This window comes from Vibrio sp. 397, assembly GCF_033339395.1.
Classification (GTDB): Bacteria; Pseudomonadota; Gammaproteobacteria; order Enterobacterales; family Vibrionaceae; genus Vibrio; species Vibrio alginolyticus.
Window position 1 is genome coordinate 62,127 of sequence record NZ_JAWOUN010000007.1, and the last position, 16,759, is coordinate 78,885.

11 protein-coding genes and 2 pseudogenes are annotated in these 16,759 nt (G+C 42.2%); 3 read left to right on the plus strand and 10 right to left on the minus strand.

Going from position 1 to position 16,759, the window contains the following annotated elements; all coding sequences use genetic code 11:
* Positions 1-517 precede the first annotated feature (517 nt).
* From R7P36_RS12885 to R7P36_RS12895, 3 genes are all read right to left on the minus strand, one after another.
* Complete coding sequence (locus tag R7P36_RS12885; RefSeq protein ID WP_005376742.1) at positions 518-1,546, minus strand: methionine synthase; 1,029 nt, start codon at positions 1,544-1,546, stop codon at positions 518-520.
* 30 nt (positions 1,547-1,576) lie between these two features.
* On the minus strand, positions 1,577-2,551 hold the full coding sequence (locus tag R7P36_RS12890; RefSeq protein ID WP_017636059.1) for a DUF1852 domain-containing protein: 975 nt from the start codon (positions 2,549-2,551) through the stop codon (positions 1,577-1,579).
* Between the two features lie 231 nt (positions 2,552-2,782).
* Positions 2,783-3,682: a LysR family transcriptional regulator gene (locus R7P36_RS12895; RefSeq protein ID WP_213899833.1), complete on the minus strand. Its 900-nt coding sequence runs from the start codon at positions 3,680-3,682 to the stop codon at positions 2,783-2,785.
* Positions 3,683-3,794: 112 nt separating this feature from the next.
* Between R7P36_RS12895 and eamB the strand changes: the two genes are divergently transcribed.
* Entirely contained in the window at positions 3,795-4,379 is a 585-nt protein-coding gene (gene eamB / locus R7P36_RS12900; protein WP_017636062.1) for a cysteine/O-acetylserine transporter, read from the plus strand.
* A 222-nt stretch (positions 4,380-4,601) separates the two neighbouring features.
* Here eamB and R7P36_RS12905 read toward each other — a convergent pair.
* From R7P36_RS12905 to R7P36_RS12920, 3 genes and pseudogenes are all read right to left on the minus strand, one after another.
* Positions 4,602-4,916: pseudogene (locus R7P36_RS12905) on the minus strand (thiamine biosynthesis protein ThiJ); the annotation flags it as partial.
* 167 nt (positions 4,917-5,083) lie between these two features.
* Positions 5,084-5,614, minus strand: coding sequence for a leucine-rich repeat domain-containing protein (locus tag R7P36_RS12915; RefSeq protein ID WP_053304258.1), 531 nt, complete (start codon positions 5,612-5,614; stop codon positions 5,084-5,086).
* Positions 5,607-6,029: a leucine-rich repeat domain-containing protein gene (locus tag R7P36_RS12920; RefSeq protein WP_158174047.1), complete on the minus strand. Its 423-nt coding sequence runs from the start codon at positions 6,027-6,029 to the stop codon at positions 5,607-5,609. Before R7P36_RS12920 ends, R7P36_RS12915 begins: the two co-directional genes overlap by 8 nt.
* Before the next feature lie 667 nt (positions 6,030-6,696).
* Between R7P36_RS12920 and R7P36_RS12925 the strand changes: the two genes are divergently transcribed.
* Positions 6,697-7,704: a DUF1176 domain-containing protein gene (locus R7P36_RS12925; protein ID WP_213899834.1), complete on the plus strand. Its 1,008-nt coding sequence runs from the start codon at positions 6,697-6,699 to the stop codon at positions 7,702-7,704.
* Between the two features lie 499 nt (positions 7,705-8,203).
* On the opposite strand, the gene R7P36_RS12930 is transcribed toward R7P36_RS12925, so the two are convergent.
* From R7P36_RS12930 to R7P36_RS12940, 3 genes are all read right to left on the minus strand, one after another.
* The gene (locus R7P36_RS12930; RefSeq protein ID WP_318122176.1) at positions 8,204-11,641 is read right to left on the minus strand and encodes a leucine-rich repeat domain-containing protein; all 3,438 of its coding nucleotides are present in this window, start codon (positions 11,639-11,641) and stop codon (positions 8,204-8,206) included.
* 686 nt (positions 11,642-12,327) lie between these two features.
* Positions 12,328-13,398, minus strand: a complete 1,071-nt coding sequence (locus R7P36_RS12935) for a DUF1176 domain-containing protein (RefSeq protein ID WP_017633893.1) — start codon at positions 13,396-13,398, stop codon at positions 12,328-12,330.
* A gap of 228 nt (positions 13,399-13,626) precedes the next feature.
* Positions 13,627-14,775 (minus strand): tetratricopeptide repeat protein, encoded by a 1,149-nt coding sequence (locus R7P36_RS12940; RefSeq protein WP_053304256.1) that lies wholly within the window; start codon positions 14,773-14,775, stop codon positions 13,627-13,629.
* Between the two features lie 728 nt (positions 14,776-15,503).
* On the opposite strand from R7P36_RS12940, the pseudogene R7P36_RS12945 reads away from it, so the two are divergent.
* A pseudogene (locus R7P36_RS12945) lies at positions 15,504-16,048 on the plus strand (PolC-type DNA polymerase III).
* Positions 16,049-16,137: 89 nt separating this feature from the next.
* Here the strand turns inward: R7P36_RS12945 and R7P36_RS12950 are convergent.
* Positions 16,138-16,695, minus strand: a complete 558-nt coding sequence (locus tag R7P36_RS12950) for a hypothetical protein (RefSeq protein ID WP_213899676.1) — start codon at positions 16,693-16,695, stop codon at positions 16,138-16,140.
* Positions 16,696-16,759 lie beyond the last annotated feature (64 nt).

Genomic DNA, 16,759 nt, shown 5'->3' on the forward strand with positions numbered 1-16,759 from the left:
GGATCTACCCACCGAGTGCTTTGAAGTGCGAAAGTTATCGTCATTTCCTAGCGAGCTGTAACCCGATTCCTAGTCTCGTCTAGACTCGCTGGAATGACCCTATCTTGGAGCTGCTCAAATATCGGTTTTGTGGCGAGCAATGCATTTTCCAACATCCGTCATCCTGAACAACGAGGGACGAGGTGATTCAGAATCTACTAATCACGTGCTTTGAAGTGCGAAAGTTATCGTCATTTACCAGCGAGCTGTTATCAGATTCCTAGTCTCGTCTAGACTCGCTGGAATGACCCTACCTTAGAGCTGCTCTAATACCTGGGGGATGGCGAGCAATGTATCTTCCAACATCCGTCATCCTGAACAACGAGGGACGAGGTGATTCAGGATCTACCCACCGAGTGCTTTGAAGTGCGAAAGTTATCGCTATTTCCTAGCGAGCTGTAATCCGATTCCTATTCTCATTTAAACTCGCTAGATTGACCCTAATTTTAGTTCATGGCGCGGAGCCTAAGTATTAATATCAACCCACCAACTCTTTACGAATGATCTCCGCACCCGCACTTAACGCATTGAGCTTAGCGGTCGATACTTCACGAGACAAAGGTGCCATACCGCAGTTGGTACATGGGTAAAGCTTGTCGGCATCAACGTACTTCAACGCCTCTCGCAATGTTTTCGCTACTTCTTCTGGCGTTTCAATTTCGTTAGTAGCGACATCAATCGCACCAACCATCACCTTCTTACCGCGAATCAACTCAAGCAACTCAATAGGCACTCGCGAGTTATGACACTCAAGCGAGATAATATCGATATTTGACTGCTGCAATTTAGGGAATACTTCTTCGTATTGTCGCCATTCAGTGCCTAGCGTTTGCTTCCAATCCGTGTTCGCTTTGATACCGTAGCCATAGCAGATGTGCACTGCAGTTTCACATTTCAGCCCTTCAATCGCACGCTCTAAACACGCAATGCCCCACTCGTTCACATCATCGAAAAACACATTAAACGCAGGCTCATCAAACTGAATGATATCGACACCTGCCGCTTCAAGCTCTTTCGCTTCTTGGTTGAGGATTTTTGCAAATTCCCAAGCCAGCTTTTCACGGCTACCGTAATGATCATCATAAAGTGTGTCGATCATCGTCATAGGGCCTGGAAGCGCCCACTTGATAGGTTGCTTAGTTTGCTGACGCAAGAACTTGGCATCTTCAACAAACACGGGCTTTGTGCGGCTTACTGGGCCAACCACAGTCGGAACACTTGCTTCATAACGGTTGCGAATAGTCACCGTTTTGCGGTTTTCAAAATCTACGCCGCTTAAATGCTCAATAAAGGTCGTCACAAAATGTTGCCGAGTTTGCTCGCCATCACTTACGATATCAACGCCTGCCAGTTCTTGTTCTTGCAAAGCGACACGTAACGCATCGCGTTTGCCATCAATCAGTTCTTCACCTTGCAGTTTCCACGGTGACCAAAGTTTTTCTGGTTCCGCTAGCCAAGAAGGTTTCGGCAAGCTGCCAGCCGTTGAAGTCGGTAATAGTGTTTTCATCGTCATTCCTTTCTAGATTCTTGTTGTCGATTACGCGTAGTTTGCAGACCATTGTTCAAGCACAGATTGATAAGGTTTGATGAAATGCTCCTCGGCAAATTTCCCTTGTTCAATTGCCAGTTGGCTGCGCTCTTCTCGGTCGTAAACGATTTGAGTTAGCGAGTGGTCTAGGTTTTTTAGGTTTGGCTGGTAGCAATTACCGGCAACCGCGTTGGCATTGTAAATCTCAGGTCGGTAAATCTTCTGGAATGTCTCCATCGTGCTAATCGTACTGATAAGCTCTAGGTTTGAATAATCGTTCAACAAGTCACCGAAGAAGTAGAATGCCAATGGTGCAACACTGTTTGGCGGCATAAAGTAGCGCACCTGTAAGCCCATCTTTTTGAAGTACTGCTCCGTCAACGAAGATTCGTTCGGCTGATATTCAAAGCCCAAAACAGGATGTTGGTTTTCGGTGCGTCGATATACCTTGTTGTCCGATACGCTCAGACAAATCACTGGCAGCTTTTTGAAATGCTGTTTGTAAGACTCAGAATTAACGAAAGCTTTGAACAGTTTGCCATGCAAATCACCGAAGTTCGCTGGGATACTGAACTGTGGCTGGTTTTTGTTGTGGTCCAACAGCAAAACGCTAAAGTCGTAATCACGCACGTATGAAGAGAAGTTGTTGCCCACAATGCCTTCGATACGCTCGTTAGTGTTGTGGTCAACAATGTTAGTTTTGAGCACTTCAATCGATGGGAAGGCTTCTCCACTACCTTGGATATCCATATCAACGGAGATGATTTCAAGTTCAACGGAGTAGCGGTCACCTTGCGCGTTATCCCAATATGCCAACGCATTAAAACGATTGTCGATCATTCGGAGCGCATTGCGCAGATTCTCTCGGCGGTAGTTTCCGCGAGCCAGATTAGCAAAGTTGGTAGTGATTCGCGTGTTGTCTGATGGTTGGTAATTCTCATCAAAGCGAATGCTTTTGATAGCAAATGTGAAATCGTTATTCATCGTGAGTTGGTATCCTATTTCCTTAGATAAAGCAGACTTTTCCTAACTCTGTGCATGGGGACATTTTTTGTTTTTTGGTTTTCCCAATCGTTAGGTTGCACAGCACTTACGACGAACGGTTCGTACAAAAAACGACCGTCGCAGTGCCTAACACCAGAGCAGTCCTTTTTTTATACTTGCTTCACGAGTTGAGTAATATTGGTATTGTTTCACATTGAACATGAAGGAATTTCATGATTTGAGGACAAAGCCTGTCTCGTGCGTGTTACACATGCAGTCGATAAAGACTTCCATTGCAGGCGTAACACACTTTCCGGCATTGCAGCCACACTGCGGTTTGATCATTTGCGGTGCGTTGGTAAACTCAAGCTCTTGCAGGCTGCCCTCTTGTAGTTCTTTTTCAACAGTGAAGCGAGGCAGAAAAGAGATACCGATATTACTCTCTACACAGTTTTTGATAGTGTTAATACTGCTCAGCTCAATCATGTTATCGATGCTGATGTTTCGCTCTTGGATGATGCTCTCAAAAGTCTTACGGAAAAGGCACTTAGGACCATTGCTGATGAATCCCAAATCAATGTGTTGCTCCCCTTTCTGTAGATCCAACCCTGTTAAAAGCGGCGAAGCAACAAGGACCAACGGCTCTTGTTCAAACTCATGCACCTTGAGTGCATCATCATTACCGACACGATAAAACACACCCAAATCGGCTTTATCAGCAATCAATTCATCACGAATCTTATAGCAGTTTTGTGATTGCAGTGAGAGCCTTACTTTCGGCGCTCGTATTCTGAATTCCTTCAAAACATTGGCCATTTTATAAGCGAGCTGAGTTCCTGCGATTAAAACCTTCAACTCCCCTGTCGGCACAGAACTCTCTTGTTGTGCCGTGCCTTCAATGTTTTCCATCACTCGTGCGAGCTCATAAACGTACGGAAGGATCTTTTCTCCTGCCTGAGTCAGCACCATTTTTCGGCCGATCTTTTCGAACAACTGCAATGAGAGATCTTGCTCTAACCATTTGATCTTAAGGGTAACTGTCGACTGAGTGCAATAAAGCTTTTGCGATGCTTTAAGAAACGAGCCTTCCTCAACAATGGTTTTAAACGTAATGAAACGTTTTAGATTCATGACCAAACTCCTAACTTAATAGTTCGAAAAGTTAAAACTCTTAGTTTAAATGCATTCAATTTTTTAATTGATTAACGCGAAGTATAGTGCACAAAAAACAGGAGAGATAGAGATGAGTGCCATCTACACCGCATTTTTCACCTACGTCATCATTACTTCGATCACGCCGGGTCCCAACAACATTTTGTCGCTCAGTGTTGCAACACAGCACGGGCTAAAGCGATCTACCAACGTCATTTCTGAGATGTTCTGCGGCTATATTGTTTTGATGCTGCTGTGTGGCGTTTTCACTTACCACATGGTCAGCCTGCTTCCTGTGATTACACCTTGGCTCACATGGGTGGGTGCGGCTTACATCATTTGGTTAGCTTGGGGAATCGCGACAAGTGATATCAAAACTACATCAGAAGATTCTGAGGGCATCACTTTCTTGACGGGCTTTGGTTTGCAGTTCGTAAACGTGAAAATCATTCTATACGGCGTAACATCCATATCGACATTCGTGTTGCCTTACACACAAAACATCTACTGGATCTTGGCCACCAGCCTAGTGCTCGCGTTTATTGCTCTAGCCAGCAACTTGATCTGGGCAATTGCAGGCAAACTTCTTCAATCGCAATTCCAGAAATATGGCAAAGCGATCAATATGACCTTAGCGGCGACGCTACTTTACTGCGCGGTACAGTTGTTTGTTTGAGGCTGAGGTTGAGGAGATGAGACGCAGTGATTTCCGCGTCTCGAATTTGTAGATGGAGAAATGGTTGGCTTTGAGTATGCTAACTCAAAGTTGGACAGAAGCTTGTTGAACTTTCTGCTCTATTTTGGCTGACGGTGATTAGGAGAAGTATGGATAGATCCATAAATATAGTTTTTTAAGATATCAAAAATCCACCAAGATGCCCGATCACTTGACAGTCATTCAATTTATGAGCGCTAAAATACTGAGCAGACGAAATGTTGCTGAAATGAGATTTCCAAATAAGTCGAACTGCCCTGTGGGAGTTAACTGCTCTTGTATGCTTTACGTTTGTTTGAATCACAAAGCCTTTCTGCTACCCAAACGACTAAGTAAATAACTGAAAGGCGTCTCCGACGGTAGCTATATTACCTTCAAAACAAAAGGAAGATCTTAAACATCTCCTCCCGTGCTCTACTGAATAGCTTTTGCATGTGGATCTGTCGTTAATTTTTTACCTTTCAGCAAGCCAAGCTCGTGTAAAAAAGACCCTGCACATTTATGTACTTTCGCCTTTTCGAGACTCATACAAACAAACCGTCAAAAGAACTACTGCCTTTTATTCGGCAGTGCTCGTTTTGTGTGCCTCAATATATATGGTTTCAAGGATAACTTATCAATAGTTGCTATTTACCAGCTGAAGACGACAGCATCCAAAAATAGCTTTAATTCCGCTTAGTTACTACACCAAGATCAAACGCCCATGGGCTAATAGCGCGCACCGAACCAGGAATGATCACACTAGTGATCTCGTTATCAGTAAATGCCTCTTCACCAATGACAGTCACCGAATCTGGAAAGGTTATGCTAGTAAGCTTGTTTCCATCAAATGCCCTCCTCCCAATGGTAAATACTGAGTCAGGTAGAGTTACTCTGGTGAGCTCATTATGGCTAAGTGCCAACTCCCGAATGGTAGTCAACGTGTTTGGAAGGGTTACGTTAGTGAGCTTATTTCCATAAAGTGCCCCCTTCCCAAGAGTAGTCACGGAGTCAGGAACAACGATATCTCTTCTTGCTCCACCGTAGGAAACAACGACCTTTTTGTTCTCAGTTCCATCATCATTACGAGCAAAAATAAAGCCATCTGATGGTATATTGTTTAATGTGGGTAACGCGTTACCATTGAACCCTCCAGCACCGATGGTGGATAACGAATCTGGGAGGGTCACACTATTAAGTTGGTTAAAACTAAACACATTGTCCCCAATTGGTATTTAACGAACCTGAGAGTATAACGCTGGTAAGCTTGTTATCGCTAAACGCCCCTTTGCCAATGGCTACCACGGAATCTGGAATGGTCAGGTTGGTGAGCTCATTGTCCTTAAATGCCTCATCTTCAATTGTGGCAACCGAATCCGGTATGGTTACATTAGTGAGTTGGTGACCAACAAACGCGCCTTCACCAATAATGGTCACCGAGCTTGAAATTATGACATCGGTCTCTCTACCGGTATACTCTGCAAGTATTGATTTGTTCTGCGAGCCATCTAATTTTTTAGCATAGACTAACCCTTCCGTTGCGTGCTCACAGCCTGTTAGAAGGGCTAGACTAAGCAAGATGCCAAAGATTTGGCCAGTTAGCCTATTGAGTTTTATTCTTGATAATGACATTGCTACTCGCGGGTTTATAATTAGACCGTTATCGGTCTTTCTATGCAAACGCATAAAATGTTCACAGAAATTTAGCTCTACTCAGAGATAAAAGGATGATAACAATACTTTTAATGGATTATCACTCCCAAAAAGATGCTTAGATAGTTTCTCTAACAAAAGAGGCAACTTTGACAAGCCAAACAAGCATATAAAACGCTTAATTCGTGTTGAATTTCATTCTATCGGATAACTTTTTGCAGGGTATTTGATCTAATGAGTATAGGAGCAATAGTTTCCTGTAATAAAGAAAACTGTTGCCTATTTGATCATCCATATTCAAGATGAATATTCATAAGAAGACTAGAGATGGGCAATTTCTGCGGCTATCAAAGTCGAGCTAAAAGTCGCGGAAGCGAACAAAAGCTCAGACCAAGCGGAAGTTACGCTCCTCACCCAATTCAATATTATAGGGATGTTCGCACGCAAGCGCCTGAAGGAGCGTAACAGCTGGTAAAACTAATGTATTTCAAGCGATGAGATTGGCTTTAGATTAATCATTATCTACTCCAGTCTGGCTGGAGTAGTTCATGTCAAAAATCGCCTTCGAATAAGTCAAATTAACTTAAATTCAACGCATAGAATCCATCAAACATTCACAGATATATTATCTCAAAGGAATAAGAAAATGCGCTATATTCGTCTAATTATAATCGCATTGAGTGTAGCGATTTTTTCTGTCCAAGCTTTTGACGGAGCTAGGTTTGCTCACAAAGATTGGTATTTGGCATGTGACAATACTGGCACTTGCCGAGCAGCGGGGTACGCGCCAGCTGGTCTTGGCTATGGTATGGCAATGATGTTTAGACGTGAAGCTGGACCTGCAACCCAGATCACGGCAAAGCTTTTTCTGCAGCTACATGATGAGCAGGCGTTGCCAGCAAGTGTGACTTTGTTGATTGACAACCAAGACCTCGGCCCAATCTACACAGATAAAACGAGTCAGCTGAGCGCCATGCAAGTACAGGCATTATTGGCGGTGGTTACTACTAACGCGGTAATTGAAGTAGGCGCTGGAAAGCAGCGCTGGCGCATTTCGAACAATGGCGCCAGCGCTGTGTTTCGCAAAATGGATGAGTATCAAGGGCGTAGCAACACACCATTTGCTGTGGTTGCCAAAGGTAAACAATCTGAGAACGAAGTACCACCCGCTAAAGTACCACCAAGTTTGACTGTGCAAGCACCGCTATCAAACGCTGTTACCCTTGAAATCGGTTCGTCAGCTTATAATGAGGTGTTACAGTTGCTGACCATTAATGTGCCAGCATCTGAGTTGGATTTCGAACTCCAGAGCGCATCACTTGAAACTGCAGAGCTGGGTCAGGGTAAACGATTTATTGGTGCTTGTTGGCTTATGGCTTACAACGCGCTTTGCAACCATTGGTTAGCGGATAAAAATGGCCCCAATCAGTTGGTTGCATTGGACAGTGATGGTTTTTATATAGATGGTATGGCGCGCCAAGACCGCAAGGGACGAGGATATGGCGATTGCTGGGAAAGTCAGGCATGGGTGTTTGATGGGCAATCTATGGTACCCACTTTGATATCCAGCACGGGTCCATGCCGAGGTATTGCCGGCGGTATTGACCCTATGCCGACCTACATCACTGATGTAACTTTTCCTTCTAAGCAATAATTTTGTAAATGAGGTGAGTTTAAATGTCGATCTTGGTGGCGGCTTGCTAAGTTGTTCGCATCAATAAGCGGTGGAGTATAAAAAAGGATTACTTTCAGTAGGGTAAGTACATGCGGCCTCTGTTTTATAGGGTTAAGATTCTAAGCGATTTGGGGGCATTTTCAAGCTAGAAAGTACCACGTGTTAAAATTCAGATCGTGATATTTCTGGACAAAAACGTCTTTAGGAAAATTGAATATAAGCAACTATCAAATAACTACAGGTGCGGCAACATGAGTTTGGAAGTGCTAGTGCGATGAGCGAAATCGCAATAGTAAAAAGGCTTTGTTTAGATACAGCTTATTAAATACCATTACTTTAAATACCTAGACAAGGATGTTGCACGTAGACCTCTGTCGTCATAAGAGAGCCTTCAAAAACAACATCTGATGAAAACACCATTCTCCAAAAACTTTGTGTACTGCCACATATTAAAATTGCAACAGCACACAAAATAGTGTTAATACCAGTGAATATCTACACCTTCATCAAACGCTATCAAACCATTGTGGGTCGCCAAAGATGGAATAGTCACACTGGTGAGTTCATTGCCAGCAAACGCTTCACTTTGAATATCGAACACTGATTCTGGGATAGTTACGTTGGTAAGTCGGTTATTCCGGAACGCTTTATAACCAATGAAGGACACTGAACTTGGTATAGTCACCTTAGTGATCTTATTATCAGCAAACGCCTCCGGTGCAATGGTATTTACCGAATCTGATATAGTTACGCTAGTGAGATTATTGTTACTAAATACCCCATGGCTAATAGTGGAAACCGATTCTGGGATGGCCACACTGATAAGTTCATTGCCAGCAAACGCCTCACGCCCAATGGTGGTAACCGAATCTGGGATGACCACACTGGTTAGTTCGCTGCTAGCAAGCGCCCTACGCTCAATGATGGTCACCGTATCAGGAATAACAACTTCTTTTCTTGCCCCACCATAGGAAATAACAACCTTCTTATTCTCGGTGCCATCCTCATTACGAGCAAAAATAAAGCCATCTGATGGTGCATTATTAACTGTGGATAGTGCATTGCGATTAAATGCACCTAAGCCAATAGTAGTCAACGAATTTGAGAGGGTCACGTTGACAAGCTGGTTGTCAGAAAACGCAGCCTCTCCGATAGTTCTTACTGAATCTGGAATGGTCAAATTGGTGAGTTTATTATTACTAAACGCCCTATCCTCAATAGAGGTCACAGAATCTGGGATAGTTACGCTAGTCAGTCGGTTGTTCCGAAACGCCTCATTCTCAATGGTATTCACTGAATAAGGTATAGTCACATTGGTGAGCTTGTTGTAAGCAAACGCCTTTTCACCAATGGTCGTCACCGAATCAGGCATAGTCACACTGGTGAGCTCATTATCAGAAAACGCGCCACGCTCAATAGTGTTTACCGAATCTGGAATAACAATTCCTTTTCTTGAACCACCATAGGATACGACAACCTTCTTGTTCTCTGTGCCATCATCATTACGAGCAAAAATAAATCCATCTGATGCCGCATTGTTAACTGCAGATATTACATTACCATTAAACGCTCCATTACCAATAATGGTCACAGAATCCGGGATAGTCACGCTGATGAGCTGGTTGTTAGAAAATGCAGCCCCCTCAATAGTGTTCACGGAATCTGGGATAGTCAAACTGGTGAGTTTATTATCACTAAACACCTTCCAACCAATAATGGTCACCGAATCTGGAATGATCAAATTGGTTAAATTATTGTAACTAAATGCTTCCCACCCAAGAATATTCACGGAATCTGGGATAGTCACACTGGTGAGTTCATTGCCAGAAAAGGCCCGATGTCCAATGGTGGTTATCGAATCTGGAATGGTCACGTTGGTGAGCCTGTTGTGAGCAAACGCATCATCCTCAACGGTAGTTAAAGAACTAGGTATAGTCACACTGGTGAGCTCGTTATCAGCAAACGCCCCCTGGCCAACGGTGGTCAGCGAATCAGGGATAGTCACGTTAGCAAGCTTGTTAGCAGAAAACGCCTTCACACCAATGGTGGTCACCGAATTTGGAATGTTCACACTAGTAAGCTCATTATCAGCAAATGCCCTCTCACCAATGGTGGTTACCGAATTTGGAATGGTCACACTAGTAAGCTCATTATCAGCAAATGCCCTCTCACCAATGGTGGTCATCGAATCTGAAATGGTTACACTAATGAGCTTGTTGTCAGCAAACGCCCCTTCACCAATGGTGGTCACCGAATCTGGAATGGCCACACTGATGAGCTTGTTACCAGCAAACGCCCCTTCACCAATGGTGGTCACCGAATCTGGAATGGTCACACTGATGAGCTTGTTACCAGCAAACGCCCCTTCACCAATGGTGGTCACTGAATCTGGAATGGTCACACTGATGAGCTTGTTACCAGCAAACGCCCCTTCACCAATGGTAGTCACTGAATCTGGAATGGTCACACTGATGAGCTTGTTACCAGCAAACGCCCCTTCACCAATGGTAGTCACCGAATCTGGAATAGTAACACTAGTGAGCGCGTTATCAGCAAACGCCTCCTCACCAATGGTGGTCACCGAGTCTGGAATGGTCACGCTGGTAAGTTTGTTGTGAGCAAACGCATTATCCCCAACAGTAATCACAGAACCTGGGAGCGTTACACTAGTGAGCTCATTGTAAATAAACGCATAGTCTCCAATAGTAGTTATCGAATCTGGAAGGGTTATGCTAGTGAGATTATTATGACCAAACGCGCTCTTATCAACGGCAGTCACCGAATCTGGAAAAGTCACACTGGTAAGATTGTTGCCCTCAAACATACCGAAACCAATGGTAGCCACCGAATCAGGAATAACAATCTCCTTTCTCCCTCCGCCAAAGGAAACAACAACCTTCTTGTTGTCAGTACCATCATCATTACGAGCAAAGATTATGCCATCTGATGGCGCATTGTTGAATGTGGATATTGCATTACCATTAAACGCATTAGAACCAATGGTGGTCACCGAATCTGGGATAATCACGCTGGTGAGATTGTTGTCAGAAAACGCTGAACCCTCAATAGTCGTCACAGAGTCTGGGATGGTCACACTGGTAAGCGTATTGCCAGTAAATGCCCCCCAACCAATAGTGGTTACCGAATCAGAGAGACTCACGTGGGTGAGGTTGTTGTCAGCAAACGCAACTTTTCCTATGGTGGTCACTGAATTAGGTATAGTCAGGCTGGTGAGTTTGTTTCGAATAAACGCGTCATCCTCAATGGTGGTCACAGATTCTGGTATAGTCACGTTGTGGATCTCATTATCGGCAAACACACTCTCGCCAATAACGGTCACCGAATCTGGAAGGATCAGGCTAGTAAGCTCGTTGCGTTCAAACGCACTATCCCCAATAGTGGTCACAGAATTTGAAAGGGTCAGGCTAGAGAGCTTGTTTCCATAAAATGCTTCCTTACCAATGGTTGTTACCGAGTCTGGAATGATCAAGCTAGTTAGTTCGTTGTGTTGAAACGCCCAATCACCAATGGTAGTCAACGAATTTGAAAGGGTCAGACTAGAGAGCTTGTTTCCATTAAATGCATCCCTACCAATGGTGGTCACGGAATTTGGAATAGTCACATTGGTCAAATTGTTGTAACTAAACGCACTCGCACCAATAGTAGTCACTGAATCAGGGATAGTCACGCTGGTGAGCTTGCTACGTCTAAACGCATCACGCCGAATAGTAGTTACCGAATCTGGGATGATGACATCTGTTTCGCTACCATTATAGTCAATAATTACTGACTTGCTTTTTGTGCCATACACCAACCCTTCTGTTGCTTTTTCACAGCCAGTAAGAAAGGTTAAACAGAGCAAACTGCCCAGGGTCGGGCAGATTACCCTCGTGAATCTTGTTATTGATAATGACATACCTGTTCTCAGATTTATATTTAGACCGTCATCAGATTTTCTGTGCGAATGCATAAAACATTCACATACGGTCCGTTTTATCTTGGGTTAAGAGGATGATAGCAATACTTATTGCGACTTATCATTCCCAACAAGTTGTTTAAACAATTTCACTACTAAAAGAAGCGGTTTGACAAGCAAAACAACTATATAAAAGGCTTAAATCTTGTTAAGTTTCATTCTATCGCAGTATTTTCGTAGTATAAAACACACGCTTTTAGACTTTTTAGATTATTTAATCTAACGAATTTGGGGTAGAGCCCTCTTAAAACCATCACATCCACAAAGTACCACGAGCAAAATTAAGCTTGAGGGGCGAGCCGGCATAAAAGTTGAAATAGGAGTAAAGAACCTCATCAAAAGAGCTTTTGGTATAGTTCCTGATTTCGCAAACTTTACACCGAATTGATTATATATTGGATGTATTTTTTATCTGACTATAGCTACACCTTATCGAAGCTAGGAACGCACAAGAAGAGTTTTATGTAATTTATACTTCACAAACAATTTCTCGTAGGTATTTGTGATAGGGTCTACCGTTTTTTAGTACCAGAATTGTTACAAGTCAGACAGCAATTATTGCTTTTAAACTCAGAACCTTAAAAGGCCCTGAGCAGAAGTGCTAGAACAGTAACTTAAAAACATAGCTATTTATTCAAATCTTGTGTAGTAACCACTTCGCTCACCCAAATAGGCATGAAGTCAATGCCTCCAGCGGCAATACCACGGCACAAACCTGTATTACCATAACTCGCACGAACCATTTGTTTGCCATCAAACAACCAGCTTTCAAAGCTCCAGCAATCCCCCAATCCTCGGTCTTTATGAGCGGAGGAAACAATGCCGTCAGAATAGTCATTACCATAGATGTTAAGACGTTTAGGCACAGCAGCATCGCCTTCTCCCAACAACCAATAACTTGAACCATAGTTATAAGCCGCCATCCAACAGGACGCCTCAATCAATGATTGGCCATTATTAAGCTTTGCAATAGCAATTGACGGTGTTTCTTCAAACAGTCTATGGCACTCGGAACTGTCTCCGTTAGACTGATAGCTAGCACGAAGCTGTGGTAACAATTTGGCATATTGGGCAGATTCTGGCTCAAGTGATTTCATCATTGCATCGCCGCCAACATTCACAAGTGTGGGGATAGCCACAGCAAGATTCACCCTAGACTCAGCGCCTTGACCTTTTGCGACAATAGCAAACGGAGTATTCTGGCGCCCCTGATATTCATCCATCCTACGAAACACGGCACTGGCACCGCTACCAGACAGTACCCATTTAGTTTTACCATCACCAATTTCAATAAGTGCATCTTTAGTCACTACTGCAAGAATGGCCTGAACCTGCATGGATGTCATGGCGTCATGCTGTATCGGGCCCAACTCTAGGCCATCGATATAAAGATTTATCTGCTCAGGCCAATGGTCAAAATCAGATTCATCCCCTAAATACACTTTGCCCGTTACTGACGCTGCAGGACCCGCTTTACGAGTAAACATCACAGCAACAGGATTGAGACTGCCAATATTTGAATAGCCAGCCGCCCGGCAGGTCCCTGTATTATCACAAGCTAGATACCAATCTTTGTGTTGAAAACTCTCTCCCTCAAAAGCGCTGACAGAAAAAGCTACCAAACCCAATGTACATATTGTACTTCTAATACAGAGCATTAGCATATTCCTCCAGTTCAGTTTTAATGAATAAATCATTGTGCCTCCTTTGCTACTTCTATTTACCAGTATTAAAAATTCCGTATTCTTATGAAAACATCAATTTAGAATTATTTATTAGAGCGAACCAGAAAACAAATTTAGTCAGTTACCCCAGTTCATCAATAGTTAAAGGAGTTGTTCCATATTTTTTAGGAATTAACTTTCTTCGCTCCATTAATAAATAACCATAATAAACTATTAAGTGGATTTAATTTTCATAATTACTCACCTATATATAGTACCTTTTTCTCCCATTTTATAACCTAAAGTAAAACCCAAACTTTTAACAGGCTTTACTTTATAACTCTGAGCCGAACGTAGTGCTTTATCTATATCTTTTTTCGTTAGTTTTCCAGAGATTTCTTTGAACTGTTTTTCTGCGTCTGGATGTTTGTTTTTTTTTGCCCAGTAAGACCATTTAAACGCTTCAATTAAATTCATCATCCCATTTTCATCATCACGATATAATTGCGCAAAGCCAAATTGAGAATATGGGTCATTGTATTTAACCCCCACGGAATACCACTCTATTGCTTTATCTATATTCTTATCGCAACCCAGGCCATATTGGTACATATACCCAATTTTCCCCATCGCAACGCTTGAACCTTCGTTTACTGCACTATAGTATTTTTGGATGGCTTCTTTATAATTTACAATGTTGTACTTAGTTGATGAATAAATGTCACCAAGTAAAACTAATGCGTAGTGATCCTTCTTGTTGGCAGCAGTCTTAAGCCACTTAAGAGCCTCGTTGAAATCGTAATGGTCACCATCCAGATAAGTGTGTCCAAGAAGAAGCATTGCGTCCGTGTCATTCTGATCTGCTGCCTTGTGTAGCCAATGCATCATCATTTTAGGGTTAGAGTACTCTTTGTCCATAGTATAAATCGCCGCAAGAGTTTTTTGCGCTTCTAAATCTCCAGACTCTGCTGCAATCGTGTGCCATCTCAACATTTCTGCTGAATCTCGACGAAAGTGTCCGTTTCCTTCATAGATTATGCCTAAAATAGCAGCGCAATCTACTTCTCCGTCAGCATATGCTTCCGTCAACCATTTGCTAGCTAACCGCCAATCCTTTTTAAATTTTTCACCACTAAAATACAGGTAGCCAAGTTCTTTCTTTGCCTCCGAGCTTCCCTTCAACGCTGCCTTCGTTAACCAATTTACTACTAGCTTTTTATTATACTTAACACGCCTTCCATGATAGTAACGTCTCGCTAAGATAATTTGAGCCACACTAGACCCCTTTATCGCTAAGTATTTAAGAATATCAATCGGCAACGCAACAACAAGTAATTTATAAATAATATTGAATGTTATTTTTAGCCTGAACATAACTCTTTGCAATAAATTAACATCACGTTTTTTCATTGTTATCTAAATTTCTCCAAGGTTAAATCCTCCGAACTTCATATCAAATTTAATAGTTATTAGTAATATTGAACTTCAATGTTTACTTGTATTTTTGTTCAATTTGGTAAATACAGGTAAGCATCAGTCGATGATAACCAAAAATTGACCGTGTTTGTGTTGGTTTCACTATGCAAGATAACTTTTTTTTCAGGCAAAAACACGTCAGAAACATATAAGTGAGTAAAAACACTATGTAGAAAAGAAACACTATTGAGCTAGAAAGTACAACGGGTAAAAATACAATCGTGTTTGGTGTACCACCAGCACACCTCTGAATATGTATTTGTAACTTTTTCAAATTTAGTAAGTCATGATATTGCAACGTTATTTGTGGACACCAGCGTAATGGTTAAGATTGCACCTTTTAAAAGGTATGATCAAAGTGGGTAAGTGCCGTTTCATTAAAAAGCACAGAGTAATCATTGCTGCCCAGATATCAGGATAACCCCGCCACCCAAAAACGTAACTTTGAACAGACAAATACCACAGTGAGAGTTTGAATCGCCTTAGGTTACATTTTATGAGGGCAAACGAACGCACCAGATTTTGTAAGGTGTTTTATCTAGTGGGCAATTTCTAACTGAGCTTCCGTAAGTTTCTCTCACTACTAAAGCTTCTCCTCCTCCTTCCCTTTTCCCACACTTTCAACGATACTCTTGCGCCTTATTGTTCAGTTGGAAAACTTCATGCCTCAAGCTAACTCCGTTGTCGTACTCGACTTTGAAACCACAGGTCTGTCTCCGAATATGGGTGATCGCGCGATTGAAATCGGTGCGGTTAAGATCGTTGATGTTGAGGTGATCGATAGTTTTCAGCAACTTATGAATCCTGGCTTTCGTGTGAGCTCATCCATTGAAGTTTACACAGGCATTACCAATAACATGCTGCGCACAACGCGTCGTTCGATAAGCGCTTTCTGGATGCGGAACTGGAGCGAATTAACTGCGGTTATTCTGGCAAGTTCGCGTGTTCTTTATTGGTGGCACAACGCCTTATTCAAGATGCGCCGTCACACAAGTTAGGTGAGTTGGTTCGTTATAAGAACATTGAAAACGACGGTGTATTCCACCGCGCGTTAGCCGATGCACAGGTAATGGCAAAGCTTTGGTTACTGATGGTGGAAGAGCTTGAACAATCGGGCATAGCAGCGCCAAGCTTCAAGCTTATGCAAACGGTAAGTAAGACAGCAAAAGGAAAACTGGAGCAGTTGCTCTCTAAAAATCGGTTTTAACCACACGAGATATAAACAAAAGTCGATTACTTTTGTTAGGAATCGGATTATTAAATATAGAAAGTGATTGCTTACATTAAAGTCTATTTTTATGTATTTAATAACAATTGTTTAGTGCCATTTAATCTCAAAATTTTGTTTGCCAGCTTTATTAGTCCTGGAAGGTGAATCATTTGTAATAAACTTGGAACTGAAAACATCAAAACAGCTTTCAATAGATTCCAAATAACATCGTAATCACCAGGAGTAAATTTAAAAGCTGACATTAATAAAACCAGAACAATAAATGCATAACAAAAATTTTGAACAAACTCATCAGGATACCAAGAGTACGTTATTTTCGTTTTATTTTTATCTTGTCCTAGTTTACATCGAAGCTCCCCACCAATCTCTCGTCCTGCAACAATTGAGCTGAAGTTTATAAACTCACGAGTATTGAGTAACCGGTCTTGATGTGCTTCAGAACTTCGAGAAGTTTTTCTTTTTACTATTAAGATATTTTCCTTTTTCTTAGTCAAGTAAGCACCTTCACTAGGATTATTCTCATTTAAATAAAAATAGTCAGTATTTTTTAACCTAAAAAGAATCTCTTCCATTGATTCTTCGCTATACTTTTCGCTTCTATAAAGTGCGTGGTTTATATTCATTACAATCTTGTAGCCTTGTGGGAACCAAATTTCACATCAACTAACTATCAAAACAGTTAGCAAT